20 protein-coding genes are annotated in these 20,757 nt (G+C 32.4%); 15 read left to right on the forward strand and 5 right to left on the reverse strand.

From position 1 onward, the window contains the following. Positions 1 to 103: 103 nt before the first annotated feature. A complete protein-coding gene (locus tag BHE19_RS11965; protein WP_070907310.1) occupies positions 104 to 850 on the forward strand; it encodes a HesA/MoeB/ThiF family protein in 747 nt (248 codons plus the stop codon). A 66-nt stretch (positions 851 to 916) separates the two neighbouring features. Here BHE19_RS11965 and BHE19_RS11970 read toward each other — a convergent pair whose 3' ends face one another. Together BHE19_RS11970 and BHE19_RS11975 are read right to left on the reverse strand one after the other, a co-directional pair. Continuing rightward, positions 917 to 1,897, reverse strand: coding sequence for a hypothetical protein (locus BHE19_RS11970; RefSeq protein WP_070907311.1), 981 nt, complete (start codon positions 1,895 to 1,897; stop codon positions 917 to 919). A 25-nt stretch (positions 1,898 to 1,922) separates the two neighbouring features. Further along, positions 1,923 to 2,654: a hypothetical protein gene (locus tag BHE19_RS11975; protein WP_123923529.1), complete on the reverse strand. Its 732-nt coding sequence runs from the start codon at positions 2,652 to 2,654 to the stop codon at positions 1,923 to 1,925. Positions 2,655 to 2,694: 40 nt separating this feature from the next. Between BHE19_RS11975 and BHE19_RS11980 the strand changes: the two genes are divergently transcribed. Next, complete coding sequence (locus BHE19_RS11980; protein WP_083342529.1) at positions 2,695 to 2,991, forward strand: JAB domain-containing protein; 297 nt, start codon at positions 2,695 to 2,697, stop codon at positions 2,989 to 2,991. 91 nt (positions 2,992 to 3,082) lie between these two features. On the opposite strand, the gene BHE19_RS11985 is transcribed toward BHE19_RS11980, so the two are convergent. Beyond that, positions 3,083 to 4,000 (reverse strand): hypothetical protein, encoded by a 918-nt coding sequence (locus tag BHE19_RS11985; RefSeq protein WP_070907314.1) that lies wholly within the window; start codon positions 3,998 to 4,000, stop codon positions 3,083 to 3,085. 54 nt (positions 4,001 to 4,054) lie between these two features. After that, positions 4,055 to 8,173: a glycoside hydrolase family 108 protein gene (locus tag BHE19_RS11990; RefSeq protein ID WP_070907315.1), complete on the reverse strand. Its 4,119-nt coding sequence runs from the start codon at positions 8,171 to 8,173 to the stop codon at positions 4,055 to 4,057. A gap of 340 nt (positions 8,174 to 8,513) precedes the next feature. On the opposite strand from BHE19_RS11990, the gene BHE19_RS11995 reads away from it, so the two are divergent. From BHE19_RS11995 to BHE19_RS12045, 11 genes are all read left to right on the forward strand, one after another. After that, positions 8,514 to 9,575, forward strand: a complete 1,062-nt coding sequence (locus BHE19_RS11995) for a hypothetical protein (RefSeq protein WP_070907316.1) — start codon at positions 8,514 to 8,516, stop codon at positions 9,573 to 9,575. Then, positions 9,575 to 10,636 (forward strand): NHL repeat-containing protein, encoded by a 1,062-nt coding sequence (locus tag BHE19_RS12000; protein WP_070907317.1) that lies wholly within the window; start codon positions 9,575 to 9,577, stop codon positions 10,634 to 10,636. The genes BHE19_RS11995 and BHE19_RS12000 overlap by 1 nt, the downstream gene beginning before the upstream one ends. Before the next feature lie 98 nt (positions 10,637 to 10,734). Continuing rightward, positions 10,735 to 12,804 (forward strand): hypothetical protein, encoded by a 2,070-nt coding sequence (locus tag BHE19_RS12005; protein ID WP_070907318.1) that lies wholly within the window; start codon positions 10,735 to 10,737, stop codon positions 12,802 to 12,804. Positions 12,805 to 13,188: 384 nt separating this feature from the next. Beyond that, positions 13,189 to 13,383: a hypothetical protein gene (locus BHE19_RS12010; RefSeq protein ID WP_070907319.1), complete on the forward strand. Its 195-nt coding sequence runs from the start codon at positions 13,189 to 13,191 to the stop codon at positions 13,381 to 13,383. Positions 13,384 to 13,410: 27 nt separating this feature from the next. Next, positions 13,411 to 13,881 (forward strand): hypothetical protein, encoded by a 471-nt coding sequence (locus tag BHE19_RS12015; RefSeq protein WP_070907320.1) that lies wholly within the window; start codon positions 13,411 to 13,413, stop codon positions 13,879 to 13,881. Between the two features lie 14 nt (positions 13,882 to 13,895). Next, positions 13,896 to 14,453 carry a DUF6046 domain-containing protein gene (locus tag BHE19_RS12020; protein WP_070907321.1) on the forward strand — a complete coding sequence of 186 codons (558 nt, stop codon included), beginning with the start codon at positions 13,896 to 13,898 and terminating at the stop codon, positions 14,451 to 14,453. Beyond that, on the forward strand, positions 14,446 to 15,744 hold the full coding sequence (locus tag BHE19_RS12025) for a hypothetical protein (protein ID WP_070907322.1): 1,299 nt from the start codon (positions 14,446 to 14,448) through the stop codon (positions 15,742 to 15,744). Before BHE19_RS12020 ends, BHE19_RS12025 begins: the two co-directional genes overlap by 8 nt. Before the next feature lie 12 nt (positions 15,745 to 15,756). Then, positions 15,757 to 16,689 carry a hypothetical protein gene (locus BHE19_RS22895; RefSeq protein WP_070907323.1) on the forward strand — a complete coding sequence of 311 codons (933 nt, stop codon included), beginning with the start codon at positions 15,757 to 15,759 and terminating at the stop codon, positions 16,687 to 16,689. A 3-nt stretch (positions 16,690 to 16,692) separates the two neighbouring features. Then, entirely contained in the window at positions 16,693 to 17,337 is a 645-nt protein-coding gene (locus BHE19_RS12035; RefSeq protein ID WP_070907324.1) for a DUF4280 domain-containing protein, read from the forward strand. Beyond that, the gene (locus BHE19_RS12040; protein ID WP_070907325.1) at positions 17,328 to 18,218 is read left to right on the forward strand and encodes a hypothetical protein; all 891 of its coding nucleotides are present in this window, start codon (positions 17,328 to 17,330) and stop codon (positions 18,216 to 18,218) included. Before BHE19_RS12035 ends, BHE19_RS12040 begins: the two co-directional genes overlap by 10 nt. Further along, positions 18,215 to 18,676 carry a hypothetical protein gene (locus BHE19_RS12045; RefSeq protein WP_070907326.1) on the forward strand — a complete coding sequence of 154 codons (462 nt, stop codon included), beginning with the start codon at positions 18,215 to 18,217 and terminating at the stop codon, positions 18,674 to 18,676. The genes BHE19_RS12040 and BHE19_RS12045 overlap by 4 nt, the downstream gene beginning before the upstream one ends. 52 nt (positions 18,677 to 18,728) lie before the next feature. On the opposite strand, the gene BHE19_RS12050 is transcribed toward BHE19_RS12045, so the two are convergent. Further along, positions 18,729 to 19,550, reverse strand: coding sequence for an XRE family transcriptional regulator (locus tag BHE19_RS12050; protein WP_233430780.1), 822 nt, complete (start codon positions 19,548 to 19,550; stop codon positions 18,729 to 18,731). A 263-nt stretch (positions 19,551 to 19,813) separates the two neighbouring features. Between BHE19_RS12050 and BHE19_RS12055 the strand changes: the two genes are divergently transcribed. Together BHE19_RS12055 and BHE19_RS12060 are read left to right on the forward strand one after the other, a co-directional pair. Then, positions 19,814 to 20,389: a hypothetical protein gene (locus BHE19_RS12055; protein WP_017498029.1), complete on the forward strand. Its 576-nt coding sequence runs from the start codon at positions 19,814 to 19,816 to the stop codon at positions 20,387 to 20,389. A gap of 96 nt (positions 20,390 to 20,485) precedes the next feature. After that, entirely contained in the window at positions 20,486 to 20,665 is a 180-nt protein-coding gene (locus BHE19_RS12060) for a hypothetical protein (RefSeq protein WP_017498028.1), read from the forward strand. Positions 20,666 to 20,757 lie beyond the last annotated feature (92 nt).

Consider the following 20,757-nt stretch of genomic DNA (forward strand, 5'->3'; position numbering starts at 1 on the left):
TACAGATTGGTAAATTAACAGTTTTGATAAACTCCAAGGATCCCTGTTACTCCCTTTTATCTCTATCAAAAAGATAAATTTTTAACGATTGTAAAAAATAAATATGGAAGAAAGGCACATCAGAAATAGGCTTTACATCAGCCCGGAAGAACAAGAATTAATAAAAAAAACTCCGATATTATTAGGCGGAGCAGGTATCGGAAGTGCTATTGCTGAATGTTTATTGCGATTAGGTTTTGAAACCTTAACCATCATCGATGGTGATGTTGTCGAATTGTCCAATTTAAACCGACAAAATTATACCGAACACAATATTGCACAACCCAAAGTAGAGGCGCTTAAAGAACGCTTACTGGCTATCAACAGTCAGGCAAAAATCACGATTCACAATTGTTTTTTAACACCTGAGAATGTTGGAAACTACATTACAGACCATAAAATTGCCATCAACGCTCTGGATTTTACTTCTGATGTTCCGCTTATATTCGATTCAATTTGTCAGCAAAAAAACATTCCGGTTTTACATCCCTACAACCTCGGATGGGGCGCATTGGTATTGGTCATTTCAAAAGATGAAGACTTAGAGGTTCTAAAAAAACCAGATGAAAAATTTAGCGAAGTGAATGTCGTCGATTATGTTTTAGAGTATATGCGCTATTGGGAAAATCCGCAAAAATGGCTCGAAGAAATTCTGGACAAATACAAAAAAGAAAACAAGAACCTGTCTCCTCCCCAACTCCCAATTGCATCTTGGCTGGTAGCAGGAATGTGCACCCACATTGCATTTGACATCGCCACCAACGCCCCCGTAAAAACATTCCCGGAGTTTTATCTGACTTCGCTTAAATAAGGAATTTCATCTTTGAAAAAATAAAGCTGCCGATTAGGGCAGCTTTATAAAATCTTAAAACATATTTTATTTCTTATCCAGTTTTATCCATTCGTGAAAAGTTCCTTCACCTCCGACTCCTTTGATGAAGTATTTATTCCCCTCTTTTTTTATTAAGTAAGTGGGATCTAATTTTATACATCGATCATCATTTCCATTGTAATATAATTCCAAAACATTATTTTCTTCTGTTCCTTTATAATCCCCTTCGCCAATAGAGTGTCCGTAAAAGGAATCTAACTTTAACGAAATTTTATCCTCCCTTATCGTAAAATTGTATGTTGAATGCCTCGTGCCTTCGGTTGTTAACTCCTCTTCAACAGTTGCCGAAAAATTACCCTGATAATTTTCATCAATTGCTTTAAGATTTTTTAATTTGTAGGACAACAACAATTCCGTATATAAATCAATTCCCTCTTTGGTTATTTTATTTGTTAAAAGCTTTTTTAGAAAAACCCATTTATTATTTTCATGAATATAAAAATAAGTACAGGCATTCTCTTTTAAATCAAAATCTCCTGATCCGTCCTTGTAGTATTTTGAGACCGCCTCTTTAGGTAAGAAACTAGCAACAATGTAATACTCATTTAATTTCTGTTTTAAAATTTGGCTTACTTTATCATTTATCTCTTTTGAAGTTTCGTCGCCTGTATTGATTTTAAATTCCGAAAAAAAACCTTTCTTATTATAAACAGACCAATAATCCTGAATCAAACTTGATTTTCCAATGTAATTCACATCAAAAAAACCCAAATCTTCAAGATCAAAAAAATAAACAGGGAACGTTGGACTATGATCCTGAAGACAATACCCATTTACCTTGTATTTTTCTTCTAAAAAATTGACAGGCGCAACTTTGAAATCAGATTCTCTATTACTAGTATATACTTTTTTATCAAGTTGTTCTCTCTTAACTTCATTCTTACTGGAAACAGTTTTAGTTTCTCGCTTACAACTAATTAATATCACTCCTAATAGCAAAGCCAATAGTTTTGTACAATTTCGCATATTCTATAATTAAACTATCTTTTTATCAATTAAAATTTTGCCCCTCACTTACCTTATTAACAGTATTTATAATTTTTTCCAACGAAAAATATTCCTTTTTAATTTTCTTATCATATTTAATTTCTGGCTGAGTTGTTTTACCTTTAAAGAAAATAACCGGCAAAAATTTCTGATTTTCAGGAACTAAAACATTTCCATCTATTTCTATATTATTAGCAACAGACGAAAGCAATTTATGATCAGAAACAACTATTTCTGAAATATCCCATGGATATCCATGAAAATAATTATTTGGTCTCTCCTTGTCAATTAAAATTGGAGTGAAATAAAGGAAAGGCTCCAATTTTTTATTTTTAATGTCATAAAAAGCATAGTCAATACCATCTTCTTCGCCTGAACATCTAAACAATTCCAATATATCATCCTTGTCCAGATTAATGAAAAATTTATAATTAATACTACCATAAAACTCGTTAACTAAGAATAATTTATAATTGGAAGTAATCCAATATTCTATATTTATATCTCTTTTTGAATCATATACTGTACAAATGAAATCTTTCTTTGAGTCATTATCAAAATCAATAGTTTCTGTAACAACATTTTCATATACATCAGGAATAAGACCTCTTAATTCTTTACTTATTACAACTTCCTGTGGTTTAATTAATTTAAGTTCATTTTTGACTTTTCCGTTTTCTTTATCTTTACAAGAAAACATAAATAGAGAAAGAAATAGGCATATCATTATTTTCATTTTTTTTTTATCTTTTTTCTCAAAAATAGTAATTTAAAAAATTCTACTTCTCAATCAGTCCAATAAAGTACTTGGAGTTTATGAAGTGACTTCGGGAGGAATACCTGGAGCATCTGTCGATCTTAGATTAGTATTTGTCACGGCACTCAAAGCAAATGCTTCGGCCGGAATTATGATACACAACCATCCATCAGGTAAAACACTTCCTTCTCCTGCCGACAAATTGATTACTCAAAAAGCCAAACACGCTGGTGCTCTTTTACACATTAAAGTAATCAATCATTTAATTGTTACCTCTGAAAGTTATTATTCCTTTGCAGATAAAGGCAGTTTATAGGTAACACTGTTTTTCAATTTATATGAAAAACAAAAGCTACCTCTAGCAGGTAGCTTTTGTTTTTTTATCATCCATTTTTCTCACCACCTACTTATTTTATGAGTAAGTTTTTATACGTTGGTTTCTCAGCTAAATCTTTATTCAAAATATAGCCTTTCCGAAAATTTACCCTATCATAAACATCAAGCCACGAATTATTGCCTGTTGATCCCTTTTCTACAGTATCGTTAATAATAACCCAGTCATTATATTTTAAATTTTCGACGACTTCTGACGATACATCTGGTGATGTATACATTGCAACCTTGTTTTTTGAAGAAACAAAACGAATTGGATTGTAATTTTTCCAATGTTTGTATTTCTCTTTTAGTTTAAAATAATAGGGCATTTTATAACAAACAGTATCTAAATTCTCGTCATTATCATCCTCACTCCATACCCCTTTGGTTAATACTGTAATGGAGTCTATACTCTTTTTATTTACAAATAAATATTTCTGACGCAAATCAAGATTTGCAAGGTAATCTCTCTTGGATTCTTCTTCTTTCCATGAAGGTAGAAATTCGAATTTCCAGACATCATCCTTTTTATTAATAAGTCCAAAATTAATTCTCGCATCCTTACCTTCAAATTCATCAAAAACAGCTATCTCATAATTGGAACTACTCTCGACTTTATAATTTTTAATCCGATACAATTGATTCCTAAAAGGATTAAACTCATTGTCATAAAAAATATTATCAATGGTCGCATCACTAATAAGAGATTTAACATTAAAATTAAGTGTTATATTCTGGTAATCTCCTTTTTTTCCCAAGAAGTAACAATACTTATTTTCATGAAGCATAAGATGGTAAACCTGACTTTCAAGTTCTTTTATCCTTTTATTACCTAAAACCTGACCCTTAGTATTTTCTCCTTTTTTAACACCTACAGTACCAACATCTTTTTGTTTCTTAACACAAGAAACAGCAACTAAAGAAAATAAAACAATAAGCAAATAACGCATACACAATATAATTAAATTTGAAGTAAATATAGTACATTTTTAAAATATAGTACCTTAATTTAATTGAATATGAAAGTGATCCGGGTTATCTGAAAAAACAATAATTATATCTTTATCATCCATTCTCCTTTGCAATTCTTTTTTTAATGCTTCACTTTTTAAATGATGATAGGCTTGATTGTAAACTTTGTTATATTCTGACTTACCATGTTTTAATTTTTCATCGTTTGGAAAAAAATTTCCTTGCTTAGGAAAGCCAAAACCATAATTACCTTTAGGTAAATGCTTTATAATTTCTAAAACCATTGTTTCAGCATTTGGCTTACTAAAATCAATTTTATCATTAGAATACGTACTAAGATTAATATCTATTGCACTAGCTTTATTTCCATGTTGTGACCCCCTTAAAGCTCCCGCTATTCGGTCTTTACCATTATTATTCCAAACCATAAAACTACCCAGTTTTAACTTATTCGGTTCTTTTGGATTGTAATTGTTATCAACCCAGTTTTTAACATTAGACTGAATTATTTTTAAGGCTGTTTCAATTATTGGTATATCGGTCAAGGTAGGGTCAAATTTATTTGGTTTAGCATTTCCTTTACCACTTCCTATTATGATTCCATCTCTAATCTTGATAAAAGTATCCTGACTGCCTCCAAGCCCTGATTCAAAAACCCCCGGTTTTCCTTCGGAATTAAATTCAACCAAATTTAATGCATGCGCTTCCAAAATTAGAGCAGCTATAGATGAATTTTTATCTTTAATTGGACTCTTTTTATATTCTTTCTTCAGCCAACTTTCTATTTTCTGAGTAATATTGTATTCCTCTCTTTTATATTTTAATTCGTTTAATCTATTTTCCCATCCTTTTTCGTACACCTTTTGTGTAGGATCCTTTTTAATAATGTCTTCAACAAATTTTCTCCTATTTTTATCTAATTTTTCATAAAATATTTTAGGATCAACCCGATTAATATTATTCACTGTACTTGTTCCAAAAACACCATCTGCTGAAACATTTAATGTTGCTTGAACTACTTTCGTAGCATTAGGAACTCCGGAATGTATTGCAAAATCAAAGATATAAGCCGCAATACTAGCATTATAAATTTCATCCCCATGAATTTTATTCCAAAACTCAATCTTATATATTTTTTTAGCCTCAGTATTAGAAAGATTTCTGTGCATTTCTACTGTTCCTGCTTCACCATTACCATATAGGTTATAAAAACTTTCATATGTCTTAAAAGTAATCCCTTTGTTCGTCTTACCACCTCTATCTTTTTTATCATCAACATAACCTCCTTCAACTTTAAAAACATGTATCATATTCTCGTCAAAATGGCTTTTGTAAGTCCCTGTATTGGCTGTATTTGTTACATTACTTACAACCATATTCAATCCTTTATAACCTAGATGCAAAGTAGAATGTCCTTCAATACCTACGAAGTAACTCATTTTTTCGCCAATTTTTGCACCCTTGCGACGTGTTATTTTAAAAGTCGCAGATGCATTACCTTCTGAATCTATTTTTACTTTACTTCTGTAGATTGGTATTTCATCGACTTTATGGGCTGTTAATACAATTTCTTTCCCTATCATGTTTTGCGTTTTAGCGACAATGGTTACATATCCACCGCTATAGCTAAGAGGAATTTCATCCTTTGCCGTGACTCTTTTTCCATCGTACTGAAAATAGGCAGCTGTTATGTTTGCACCCGTTACAACATTTAAAACTGCCGTATTTACACTGGCATTTTTCTTAAATGCATACAGTCTATTATTTTGTATCCCCATCAACTTGAAACTAATTTTCGCCGTTTTTCCTTCCTGAATCCCAAAACGTCTCTGAAAAGTATCATCAAAAGTTATAATCCTATTTATTTCTCCACTTTCATTCGTTGTCGTTTCATTATAATAAGAAGGCGCTTTACTGCCGTTTAAGTAAAAACTAATTCTTACTTTCTGATTGTCATAGCCCGGAATCTTCGCTTTTACATGATTTACTTCTCCCGAAAAACCAGAAGTTTCTTTTTTGTCATCATTACTATAAGCCCAATACGCCTCAGTGACTTGCGGACGCTGCACTTCCATTTTGTAGACAGCTTTAGCATCAACACCTTTTGCTATGTCACTAAAGGCTTCTATTGTGTAGTGCCCTTCTTTATCGGGCACAGATATCCCAAAAGATTCCCATTTATGAAGGTGCTTTCTTTTTGGAGTGTCTTTTTCAGTATACCAGATATCTCCTGACGTTAAATACGGATTATACTTAGAATCATAAACGATCCATTTTACATCCTGTTTTTCTTTATCTGTAGGAGGTATTTTAAAAGTTTTTGCTTCTAAAGTAAAAGTCTTATTTGAACCGCCCAATAAAAAGACATTTTTGTTTGATTCTCCTTTGATAGGACCAATACTGGTCACTTCATTTTTAATTGCTGAAACTTCAAATTCCTGCGTCAATGCATATTGATTCTTACTGATTATTTTAATCTTATAAGTTCCCAAATCGGGCATCAATACGCTAATATTTCCTGTTGAATCTAGTTCTTTTTCGTCTGAAATTATGGTTCCTTTATTATTAGTTTTAGTCTCTATTTGATAGTAAAGCTTTAATGGATTTAGTGATTTTACTTTAGGGTATTTCAAAGCTGTCTTAAATAAAACCTCTTTCGATGAAGGTCTCACCAATCGTTCTTTAACTATAGAAGGAGGTGTAATAACAATCTCCTGAGCCACTATTTTTACTTCTGTAAAAGCGAATGACTTTTTACTTTTTTTATTGTTGGCTCCGTACTCATCTCCATAGGCTTCAATTTTATAAGTGCCTGCTGTATCAAAATTATAACTAAAGGATGTCCCTTCATCTTCAAAAATAGTTTCTTCGTATTTTTTACCTTTCTTCTTTTTGTAAACAATCCAGTTAATACCATCATTTTTATTTCCATTTTGAACGATCAGGGTTTCGTCAAGGAAAAACTCCAAAGTTTCTCCTATAATAAATGAAGAAGTATTTGCATTTTTTATTTTGACCGCTCCTCTTTTTACTGCATTTCCCTGAACATCTTCATAACTTATTTCTTTTAAGAATACATAGACAGCCTCTTTTCCAATCTTACCATAAAGTCTATCTGCGCTTAAATTAGGATAAATTTTGGTTTTAGTGGTTATAGTAATTGTACCAGGTAAGTCATCCAGTCCCTCTACTTGTCTTAGCAATAAAAATAGCTCATTATATTGTTCGAAAAGATTAGCAACATTGGTGCTGTCTTTCTGTAATTCTTGTTGGATTATTTTCCAGCGTTTTTTACTTCCTTCGGAAATTTTCCCAAGCAAGATATTGGTATCAATGGCTTTAATCATTTTTTCACGAACGATTTCCCAATTAAAATTTGGGGTCGCTGTTACTGAATTTGACTGTTTTAGAGTGGCATACATTTCTGTAAATAATTCATGATTTGGTTTACCGTCAAAATCCTGAACAGACGCTCCTTTATTTTCATCAAAAGCCTTAGAAATTATAGTCCAATATTCTACTGCTGTTCTATCATTTGCAGCATTAGCCTGCTCTATTTTTTTCCTGATTGCTTCTTTAACAGCTTCCAGAGTGGGCTCACCATTTGTTTGCCATTTTTCCGGCATCGTCAGCATTTGCTGCGCCTCCACACCAGAATAAATCTGACTTGTTAAACCTTTACTTAAATTTAAAGTATCATCTTCAACTCTAAATATCGGAGAAGTAGTGTTAACTGATAGAACAGCACTCATCATTGTGCTGTCGATAGTATCAGCAACGCCTTCTCCGATTGAAGTATTAACATTTGTTGTTCCAAAAGGAATAGTTCCAGCCCCTCCTCTTATATCATCAAAAGTATGCCTCGCTTCTCCGAAAACCGAAGGAGTATTGTTTACCGATAATGCTGTGTTACTTCCTGTTTTAGCAATTGTATCGTTCACGCCCCCTTCGGCTGAGAAATTAGAGTTGTTGACAAAAGGATTTTGGCTCTCCTGCTCCTGCCATAATTGTTCTATATCCTTTTTCTGACTCATTTCTTTTGAAATTTTTGCCAGCTCTTTTATCATGACATTGGTTAAATGTTCAGCACTATTTATATCAGCACTATTTTGTATTAAAATATCGAAATTGTGAATTACGTTTTTACTCATCGGTAGCTATTTTTCAGAGTGTAAAAGTAGTCTCCTAGTTTATCATTTTAAAACTTCAAGACGTTTGTATTCAGTAGTTTCAGTAAGTTTCCATTCTACTGAAACTACTGAATAGAGAAGGTTATTTTTTCTTCTTTTAGTATTCTTCTGTTCTACTTTTACACCCTCAAAAAAATTAAATAATCCTATTTTGTATAGGGATTTGAAATTTTAAAATTTACTACTCACTCCTATTTAACATCATTAAAAACATGGAAAAAAGACCTAAAATACCGGATAAGAAAAGCTTGAAAAACTTCTTAAATCAGTCTTACTTACATCATTAAAAAAGAAAACAAACATGGCTATACAAGCGTTAAATACGATTAAAAACTGGTTTAAAACCGGCTTTAAACCAACACAAACACAATTCTGGGACACCTGGGATTCTTTTCGTCATAAAGACGAAAAAGTTCCTGTAAAAGATGTTGAAGGGATTGACGAATTACTTGCAGAAATTAAACCTACCCATATTAAAGCGGGTAACGGCATAACCATTAATGGATACGGTGATATAAATGATCCCTATATTATTAATTCTGGTTATCCTACAAATGGAATAACTTACACTGATAATCCATTTACAGCCTACTGTTTTATCTATCCAGACAGAGGTTTTCAATACTTTAAAGACAAATCATCTGGTAATGAAGGAAGATCTGCTAGAGCAACTTATTCAGATTCAAGTATAAAATATTTTCTACAGGGCGATGCTGAATGGCCCGAAAATAATAATACTGAACTAGAACTAAAATTTCCTAAACCTACCTCTAGTTATAGTACTTACACCATACCTATCTCATTTAATGGTCAATTCGCAGATACAAAGGGTAATATAAATTTAAATCGTACATTCTTAGAGAAACAGTCTGAAAAAACAGAAAACACCCAGTTTTACATAAAAGAAACTGATGGAACACAAAGCATGTTAAGCATAGAGAAGGCTGCTTATGAACACACTTATATATCAGATGCTGATAGCGGTAATTTAAATGCAGTTAAATATGACCGAAATACTTTAGTCCCTTCGGAAAATTCTATTCCCAGCTCAGCAGCAGTATCCAAAGCTATTCAGGAAAATATAGTAATTGATTCTCAAATTGAGGTAGGTACACATATGAGCATCCCTAATTCGTGGAACAAGCAAACAATTATATTCACCTCTAGCTGTACCATAACAATACCAGCAACATTACCAACAAATTTTTATTTTAATGCCATTACTATAGGTCAGGTAAATGTAACCTGGTCAATAACTTCACCATTCACATTTTTATTTGATGATCCAGGGGTTATTACAGAGAAAACTTATTTTAATTTTCTAAGGAGAGGCAATACAAACAGTATAATAATTGGTTTATAATGAGTTTAAATACATTTAATTTCGGAAAAACAAGGTTTCCTACCAAATTAGTCGGAAGTCCTTTTCAGGGGAGTGCTAAATTTGCAGGAGGGTGTTTAGCTCCAAATGGCAATATCTATTTTGCTCCCTATTTATCTTCTAGGATTTTAGAGTTTAACCCGAATTCTTATGAGACAAATTATGTAGGAAGTGTTTATAATGTAGCAGAGGGATGGCTTGGTGGGGTTTTAGCACCAAATGGCAAGATTTACTATGCTCCGCTATTAGGGTATCAAGTTATCGAATTTGATCCTGTAACAAAAACTTCTCATCTTATTGGAACTGTTTTTGGCGGTGGCTATAAATGGTATGGAGGAGTTTTAGCTTCAAATGGTAAAATTTACTATGCCCCTTATAATTCTGGAGAAATACTTGAAATAGATCCTGAGAAAGGGACAACAATACTTATCAATGCAAATATAACTTCATATGAAAACTATTCAGGTTGTGTTCTAGCGAAAAACGATAATATTTATATGATACCTGCAAGGGCTAATAGAATTTTAGAATTTAATCCCATAACAAAAACATCCAATTTTGTTGGAGAAACTTTACCTCCAACAATATTCAAATATGATGGGGGGACTTTGGCTCTAAATGGTAAAATTTACTTTTCTCCGAGAAGGCAGTCAAGGATACTAGAATTTGATCCAACAACAGGAACAACAACTCATATAGGACAGGATTTTGGTCAAACAAATCTAAATAAGTTTTCTTCTCCTACTCTGGCTCCTAATGGATTAATTTATTTCCCTTTTTCAGGAGAAAACAGAATACTTAGACTAAATCCCTCTACAGGACTAACTGATCTTATAGGAAAATCTATGATGCAACAGGGAAAATACTCTTCAAGCAAGCTGGCTCCGAATGGAAATATATATTTTATCATGGCATCAGCAAATAAAGTTTTAGAATTAAGCCACGTTATAGGCCCAGACTTATTAGGAAACGACAGATTTATCCCTGAAGATTTAAGCTTGCTGGCAACTTCAAACTATAACAAATACTATAACAAACATTAGTATCCCCTAAATAAGACAAAAATATCTTAGACACTTTTTTATCACTCTGCATATCTACCGCTTCGGGTAAAATTGCATATAATTAATTCAAATATATCATGCCAACAAATATCAACACCATTCTAAGCTGGTTCAAAACCGGCAAAAAACCCACTCAAAAACAATTTTCGGATACCTGGCAAAGCTTTTGGCATAAAGACGAACAGATTCCGCAGAGTTCTATTGAGAATCTGGCACAAACTTTAAATAATAAAACTGAAAGAACTCAATTTGAAGATCATAAAACGGATAAAACTGCTCATGAAACTTTATTTGCATCAAAAGAAAACATTGCTAATAAAAATATGGCACTTTCCTCATTATCAACCGATACTGATTACCCGTCTTCAAAAGCAGTTTATGATTTTGTAAATAATCTTATAAGGAGTGAAAATAATGTAAATACAGAAAAAATATTAAATCTGGTAGAATCCAATTCGTTGATCCCGGGCAATTATTATTTGATCAATGATTTTCAAACCATTTATACCATTAATGGATCAAACTCTGCACCAACACTATTTAAAAGACGAATAAATTCTTTTCCCGCAAAGTATGCTGCTCTCGATGTTGGTTATGACCTAAATTTAACTGTAGGTAAAACGGTTGTTATCACTAAACTTCCCAATGACTACACAGGGCCATTACTTGTTGGTTCAACAACAACCGTGACTACCGTTGCCTCACAAGGCTATTATTTTCGTTTTGCCAATGGAATGCAATCCATCATAGGATTAGAATTTGAATATTCGATGCCAAAATACTCCAATGGAATTGCTGACAATTTAACGGTAAATGACGTTAATGGGAATCCCGTAATACGCCCGGGAGGAGTATTAAATACTGAAGTTCACAATGGCACGGCATACATGGATATGTCAGCAGATGAAAATCTTAACGTTCCGTTAGAATCAATTATTTTAAAAGCAAAATCAACAAAAGAGTTCGAATTAGAGGGAAAATCAGTAACCTATCCTGACGATATTATTGAGTATAAACTACCTATAGAAGGAAGTGTCGCTAAAAAAGGAACAATTTTAAGAAGATACAACAAGGCTCTCAATATTGATCTTAAAATTGACTGGAGGGTACAGCGCTATCGCAGATGGAAAATTTCGGCTGATTCTATTTTAAAAACACTGAACCAAGATCAACCGGTAACTTCTTTAACAGGATTTGCAGGTGTTTATCAATTTACAGCAACTAAATCAACTACCGCAACACCCGAAAGATTCTATGTCGCCTACGATTTAGACTATAAATCTTTAACAATCGATGCCGATACAAAGATTGTTGATTTTACAATGGAAGTTAGCTCAAACATTCACGCTAAAGATTTTACGATTTTCAAATTAGATCAGAATCATCAGCCTGTTAATGTCAAAATGATGAAAGTTTCCGGGTTATTTGAGAATACAGTAATTCAGTATAATTTAGGAGAACTTAATTTTGACACGAATGTAGATGCCGAAACATTATCAAATACAACATTTGTATGCTCAGTAGTAATTACCGGAAATTCTAGCCAGATATCCAACAGCTTATTTTTAGATACCCTTTATAATATTAATTCAAAAATTGTAATTAATAACTTGAAATCATTATCTCAACTATCAATAGATGCATCATCTTTTTCTCAAATCAGTAATTCCGTAATCGGTGTTAATCTTAACAATTACAGTAGTGGGAGCAAACCTTCTGTTAGATGGATCAAAATCGAAAACATACAAAGTTCGTCCTTAAACAAGGTCCTTCTGGGTGGGGCATTACCATCTTATAATTTTAACAACTCAATAATTGAAAACAGTACTTTATATTTCTATAATAACTTACGTAATGAAGCTTCACCAATATATACCAATTATAGTAAATTAATATTCAACAACTGTTTAATATTTTCAATGTCCATTTTCAATAGGTCTAAACTAGGCAATACTATATTTAATGGCATCACAAGCAGTGTAAATTATATTTCCACCTCTGCATCAGGAAGAGATGTTTACATCAATTCAGTAGATTTAGATGAAATGAAAATCCAGATGAATAAATTTAATCATAAATTATTTTATGAGGAGCGAGATGCTTCAGACACTTTAAGCATTAAAACTTACGCTTCTCCTCTATTATAGGAGAAGAAAAAAAAAAATCTTAAAATATAATCATCTTTGTTTATCTCGAATTACATTCGAATAATAATGTTAAGCCTAAAAGAATAAAAAATCTCTTTTAGGCTTAACTCTTTTCATTCCGCCCTACTTTTTAAACTACCTCAATTTACTAAACATCTACATTTAAAGAAAACAGCTATCTACTGAAACTACTGAAAACGAGGAGCAGATTTTTCGTTTTCCGACTCCCAATGCCTTATTTTTACATCTGCTAATAAAATCGGTTAGCACTCTCAAAATCAATATAAAAACACCACTTACTTACGGGAATATCCTGAAAGTAACTACCTCATCTATTGAGAATATCTTAAACAGCAATACCAACCTTTAAACATCAAATCAATCATGAATTCTACATCCAGAGATTTAGGAGAAATACCTTCGGCACCAGACATGAGTAATTTTAAAAACCCTTTCGGGCAGCAACCCGAAGGCAACATTATTATTGGAAATTTTAACATTACTCCTTTAAATCCGCCACAAACCACTGAAAGTCTTACCGAAATCCTGAAAAGAGAAAGTACAGACAGTTCTATTTAAAACATCAAAATTCTTAAAATCAAAAAAATGTTAGACGAAACAGCAATCGAAAAACTAAAAGAAAAATATGGTAATGTATTAAAACTTACCTCTGATGATCAATCTATAACAGCATATTGCAAAAAACCATCTCTCACAACATTTCTTACTTATCAAAAACGATACAATGATGATCCGCATGATGCGATTTTGTTTCTGTTCAAAGAATGTGTACTTGAAAAAGAAAATTATGAGGATGAATTCATGCTTTCTGCAGGAAATTCAATCATCTCAATGATTCGGTCGGATAGTGAATTTACCATCAATGCAACACCTCAAAAAGACGAGTTTAAGAAATCCGCAGCACTTATCCGCCAAGCTTTTCAGGTAGATCCTTATCAATTACCTATGGATGAATTTTATAAATTAATCGAAGAAGCACTCTGGCTGCAGAAACACAACGAAACAAGACTCGAAAACACCTTTATTACAGCCTTCGCTAAAACATTCTCCAACTAAAAACTAAAAAAATAATGAAATTCAATTTTAATGTAAACGAAATCTTAGACTCAAAAGATACTGAATATACGGGTATTAACTATAACGAATCTGAATCGAAAGATTTTATTATCGATAAAACCGGAGGCGAATTTAATCTCAGAGTCTTTGCTCCCCTAATTTTTGAACCTCTGGTAAAGAATGATCTCAATCTGCCTAGTTTGCGTATAGATGCGGTAACAGTTAATTTAAATCGCTCAAAAGTTATTAGAAAAGAAGGAATAGAAGGCAGAGATTCAACCATTAAAGAACATATTACAAATGGTGATTTTAGTATTTCGATTGAAGGACTAATTGCCAACGAAAGTGGAGATGAATATCCAAAAGAGAAACTTTTCTTATTGAAACAATTTCTAAATGCTCCCTATGCTTTGAGGGCAACTCATGCCATTCTGAACCGATTTGGTATTTACGAACTGGTTATAGACTCCTACTCTATTCCTTCTATTTCCGGAACAAAAAACATTCAAAAATTCACGGCCAGCGCCACATCAGACGAAACTGTAGAACTAATAATCAGAGACAATGCTTAAACTAAATGCCAAAATTAAAGTTTATGAAACGGTGAGGCTCATCCCCAGTCCGAAATTTTATGAATTTACCTATGTCAAAAACATAGAAATCAATAGCTCCTATAAATCGTTAACCGACACCGCCACGATTGTTATGCCTCAAAAAGTATATACCGATACCAAAGGCTTTGATCAGAACTTATTTGCAAATGCAAGCGGTAAACAAAAAACAATTCATGATTTTTTTAAAGTTGAAAACTTCATAGAAATATTTTTAGGATACGACGGAGATTACAAACCGGCTTTTAGGGGTTATATTACAGGAGTACAATCCGATACCAATGCTACGATAACCTGTGAGGACTTAATGTATGCCTTCAAAAAAATAAAAGCAGTAGATAATACCGATGCTCAGGACAAAAATGACGCTTTGAATGTTGTAGCCACTAATCCAACCACCAATGTCGAAAACTTTAATCCAAAAACGTTTCTTGAAAAAAGAATCAAACCGCTAAATCTTCCATTGAAGATAGATGCTCTTGACGAAAATTTAGGAAATCTAATGATTAACAGAGGACAAACATTGGCTCAAGTTTTCGAAATGCTGAAAGATAAAGGAATCTACACCTACTTTAAAATGGAAGAAGCCCAACCTGTACTTACAATTACCAATAACCCGCAAAAACATACAACCGGAGAATTAAGTAGTTTTATCGATCGTAATTTTATTCAAAGTCCTTTGGCCGGGGCAATTGTAAAAAAACTAATCAATCAGGGACTTCAGCTTTTGAGTTCACAACTAAACAAAACGATTCAAGCCGCTTCCGGGAACTTTTTAGGGAAAGCACGTTTCAGATTTCGCTACAACATCATCGAAGATAAACTGGTGGTTGTAAAGGAATCAACAAAAAATACCCGTACACGAGTAGAAAAGTACTTCAAAAATTCAAACACTCCAATTTACATTGAATTAGGTGATCCGAACGGACAATTAGTAAAAACCCACGTATTGCACAGCGATAGTGAGGATTTACCTAAAGACGCCGTGAATTTCAAAAATACAACAACAAAAGTAACTTCAGAACTGTATCAATATGCCGCATTACGAGCAATGGAATCTAAGCCCAGCGGATTTGAAGGTTCCTTTCTCACTTTTGGAGAGCCGTTTGTTCGACCAACAGATAAAGTAATTCTGGAAAACGCTAAGGACAAAGAAAAAAATGGAGCCTTTCAGGTTGAAAAAGTCGTACGAACTTATGGTGAAAACGGTTATCGACAAAGAATTTACATTGGAAGAAGAGTAGAAGTTTAATAAAAATATATCATGGGAAATATAACCGATTTAATAAAAGATGTTGCCGGTAAGAATCAGATTATTGAAACTTTTGCGGCAAAAGTTATCGAAATAAATAATGAAATAGAATCATTTCACAATCCTGAAGACGCTTATACTGTAAACATTATGCGTGCCGATGGCGCCATTCTTAAAAATGTAAGGTTAAAAGCTTCTATTCAGGATTTGGAACAGGGAATTATCACCATTCCTAAAAAAGACAGCTGGGTTCTGGCTACTATTATAGACGGAGTTGAAACCCGAGCTTTTATCTCGCAATATTCAGAAGTCGATAGATTAATGGGAAGAATACAAGGAACAAATGAACCAAAATTACTTTTTGATTACAGCAGTGATGGCGAGCTACTACAAATTCGTTATGTAAAAACTGATTTGATAACGGAAACTAACGAAACAAAAATCATTGATGTAGCTAAAATCGAATTTAACAAAGATAGAAACTTTAAAGTAAGCTACTTTGATGACGATGAAAAACCACTAGCAATTACACATTTTACATCTGATAGCCTCATAACAACTTTTAATGCGATTAAAGACAAACAGGTAAAAGAATGTCTGGCATTAACTTTAAAAAAGAATGAGGCCTCTTTAAAATTAAATAATCAAGAGGGGAAAAAGCAAAGCACGATAACAATAGATCAGCATAAAATTTCCGGTCTTTTATTTAACGATCAAGAAGCTGAAAAATTAGTTTTTGAATTAAATAGCGAAAATGACAGTATCCAATTAAGAAAAAACGATAAAAATTTAATTGAACTGAAAGGAAAAACAGCCATTACTTTAAAAAGCGAAGGAGATATTAACATCGAAGCAAAAAACATAAATATTAAATCGACTGAAAAAATCAATATTAATGCCACGGGAGATACTATTATAAGCGGAGAAAAAGTAAAAATTAATTAAATTATGGCTACCCAATATGTATGTAATGGTGCCTTGTGTATCTGTGATCAAGGTGCTACAGGGGGCGTTTTGGACGTAAAATCTCAAAACAACATTTTTATTCAGGAAAAGTTAATGGCTACCGATAGTGACCTAACTTTCAAAATTCCTCTTTCCGGAATATGTGCAATAAATCAAAAAAACTGCAGTCCTGTTTTTCTAACTAAATGGGAAAATCCTGCAAATAATGTATTTGAAGGAGATAAAAAAGCTCTTGTAAAAACCTCAACCTTAGCATGCAACGTTGGAGGAGAGATTAGTATTACAAGTTCGCAACAAACTGAATCGAAAATTGTTATATTTGATAATTATTCAGCACCGGAAGTTATAAAACTAAGACAAATTGTCAGTGCTTCCTGGATGACCGGAGATTTAAAAAATAATATAAAAAATGCTTCCTATGATGAAAAAGTAGGTCTTCTAGTTAAAACTATTAACTATGAAGCTGGAGAAAGAATCACTATAATTGTAGATGAAAAAGAGGGCAAAGATATAAATCAAGGGAGTAGAGAAATTAGTTTAAGCGGGATAGTCAATGAAAATGGTTTTGCAGAGTTGAGAGAAATTATAAAAATCGAATCATCAAAACAAAATACAACATGGATATAACACTTCAGATAAAAGAAATTAATGGTAATACTAATTTTAAACAAGTTACTTTAAAAATTAGCAATACCGTAGAAGGAGATTTTTTTGATATGTCTGGAAATTATTTGGGTTCAACTAAACGAAGCAAAAAAGAAATTTATATTTTGGGGAGAGATTTTATAAAAAATCCCTACTCCAGAACCAATCTTCCTAAGGGTTTTTATGACAAACAAGTATCTTTTGATGGCAGAGGTAATATAGTAAATATCAAAGTTGGTGGTCAATATGGAACTATAATTACTGATTTGTCAATGGAAAACAAATTAAAAATCGCTGAAAAAATTTTTAATCATTATTACACTGAGGCCGGTTTTAGTTTGAATGAATTAAAATATAAAACAATTACAAATGCAGATGATTTAGACAGGCATTTAGATAAAGCTGAGATTCAAAGACGAAATAGTAAATACACAGAAGCTAGAAGATTCCAACTTGAAGGTACAGGATTTGCAATAACCAGAATTGGGGGATATACTGATTATTCAGAATATTTAAAAAAATTTGAAGGTGAAATAAGTATCTGTTATTCTCATCTTGGATCTAATTTTGACACTGGCTATGACATTATGAGTATCTGCGCACATGAACACAAGCACCTTGAAGATTGTATAAAAGATTTAAAGAATAACACAACGATAAATTCAGAGAATAGGGCATATACCCATCAAACTCTAGTTGACAAAAATTGGCCTTTTGTATCATTTCGATTTAAAGCTGGAATGTATTTTAATACTCCAGCAAGTTCAAACATGTATAAAGATGACTTTAAAAAAGCATTTGGAAAGCATGACGATTATCAAGAATTTATTGAATACGTACCTGGTAAAAATATCACTTTATGAAAAAAATACTTTTAATAAGCTTATTGGTTCTTTCGTGCAACACAAACAAAACCGCACAACCAATTGATTGCATTGAGAATATAGAGTACACTGAATTTTCCAATGAAAATCAACCTACTGTTATTTTAGATATCAAGATAAATGATTTATCCACTATTAAAAAGCTTGAAAATAAAAAACTTAGAGAGTTTATAATATATTCAATTAAAAAGGAAGATAGAAATTATTTTTTTTATGAAGTATGGAAAACTCCAATTAGAAAAGAGAATACCTTTTCTTTCATAATTAGAACAAATTACTTTTCTCAAAATATTTCAGATAAAGAAAAAAGAATTTGGAACAAGGATAATATTACAAAAGCATTAAGTGGTGATGTAGGTTTAATTTTCGACAAAGATACTATTCATGTCAAGCCTAGTAAGGATCGAGAAATAACAATTCAATTACTTAATGATTGAAAAACTAAAAAAGAGAAAATTTCAGATAATCTGAAATTTTCTCTTTTTTAGTTTAATTCAGCTTTTTTCTTAAGGTTTCCTCCATTTCATAGAATTTGCTTTCGAGATCATGAATTTTTTCATAGATATTAACAGGGTCGGGCATTTGTTTAGACGCATACATACTGGCGTACCAAACTTCCAGAATATCTTCGGCATAAATAGAATACATCGGGTAATTTCCGTCTCTGTTATCCGATTTAAGGATTAATTTTCCACTTTCCCTAATTCGGTTTAAAACCCTTTTTACTACTACCCCGTCATTCTTACTGATGATCACATAAATTCTTCCGTCTAAGATGTCATCAAAATTATCGACATATTTCCCAAAAAGATAATCCCCATCGTGTATGGTTGTCGACATCGAATTTCCTTTGATTTCAAAACACCTGTAGGTTCCGTTCTTTAGCATCGGCATACTGAACGAAGGCAGGGTTTCCATATACTCCGGATCTGAATAACCGTCCAGGTACCCCGCACGTGCTTTAACGCCAACAAAATTGATGTTTTCCTCTCCGTCTTCATTTACCGTTATAATTTTCGGCAAATTTAAACCAACCGCATCATTGGTTTTCTGAACAAAAATTTCATCGCTTGCTCCAAAAAAATACTCCGGATTTACATTGCAATGGGTAATAATACTTTGGAGTAAATCAAAACCAGGTTTTGTTCTTTTTCTTTCTCCATCAGATTGCAATCTTCCAATCGTGATACTATCTATTGTAGTACTGGTTACTCCTATTAACTTTGCGAATGAGTTATTGTTTAACTTCAATTCGTCTATAATACGTTTTATTTTAGCATGTATTTCCATGTTGTAGTTGTATTTGCTCATTATATGTAATATGTTTTAACACCTATACACATTCCACTATATGTTGCAAAACTAAATAATATAAAATGAATAATCGCATTTTTTAAACTTTTTTTCATATAACTACCGAATATAAAGACATTTGAGAGTTGTTTCCTATCGTATTGCTCGAATACAAAGTAAAAAAACACAAATCATATTACTGAAACTATTGCATTTTAAACCGTAATATGTTGTATTTATTAAAACATATGTTGTATATTTGTCAAAAAATAATCCATCATATGATTTTAAAAGATTTTTATAACGAGAAAAAAAACGCAATTCAATCAGAGTTTACTTCTGATGCTCCAACAGTACAACTTTATAGTGATGCTATTTTTAAAACATCAATCGAAACACCGATCGTAATGTTTAAATACGACAACATCAACTGGGAAACATCCTCTGAAAAAAACTATAAGGCCGATGTATCTTTTTGCCTGTATATTGTATTACCGGTAGATACTATTTCATCAACAAGTTACGCAAATGCATTTAATCTTGCACAGCGTATAGACAAAGCGGTATTATCTAAAAACAACAGTAATACGCATATTGATACCAATTCAACATTCAAAATAAGGGAAAAACAGTGTACAAACGAACATACCTATTGGAATAAAAATGATTATTTTATTTGGGAGATCACTTACAAAACCACATTGATCGAAAATACCTTAAAAAAGAAATACATCCTCTTTAATAACGGATTGAGTAACGAAGCTCTGGAAGACTTAGGATACAATTTAACATCTGATATCATCTCCATAAATCCGAACCAAGTTAAAGGCGCTATAGATTTAGATACCACTCCCTAAAATCTAGTCGGCAATTTAAGAAAGTTAATTCCAATCAGATCATTAAGCAGCACCTTACCAAAAACAAAATTAATCCTTACCCTTAAAACTCCACAAATGAAAAGAAGCAGAACACTATTAGACAAAAGAAGAGAATATGTTATTAATTATCTAAATAGAAATCAGGCTAAACAAATGAAAGTTGTGGTTTCGGAACTTTCGGATACTTTGTTCTTAACGGAGCGTACTATCTATACGATTATCAATGAAGGTCTTTCTTTGGAAGCCAGCGCTTAATAGACTGAAACTACTGGCTTTGACCATTCAAAAAATTGGAAAAACACCCTTTGAGCCTTAAATTTGTACTCGCCGGCAGACCACAAATTCAC

This window comes from Flavobacterium tructae (assembly GCF_001853485.1).
Classification (GTDB): Bacteria; Bacteroidota; Bacteroidia; order Flavobacteriales; family Flavobacteriaceae; genus Flavobacterium; species Flavobacterium tructae.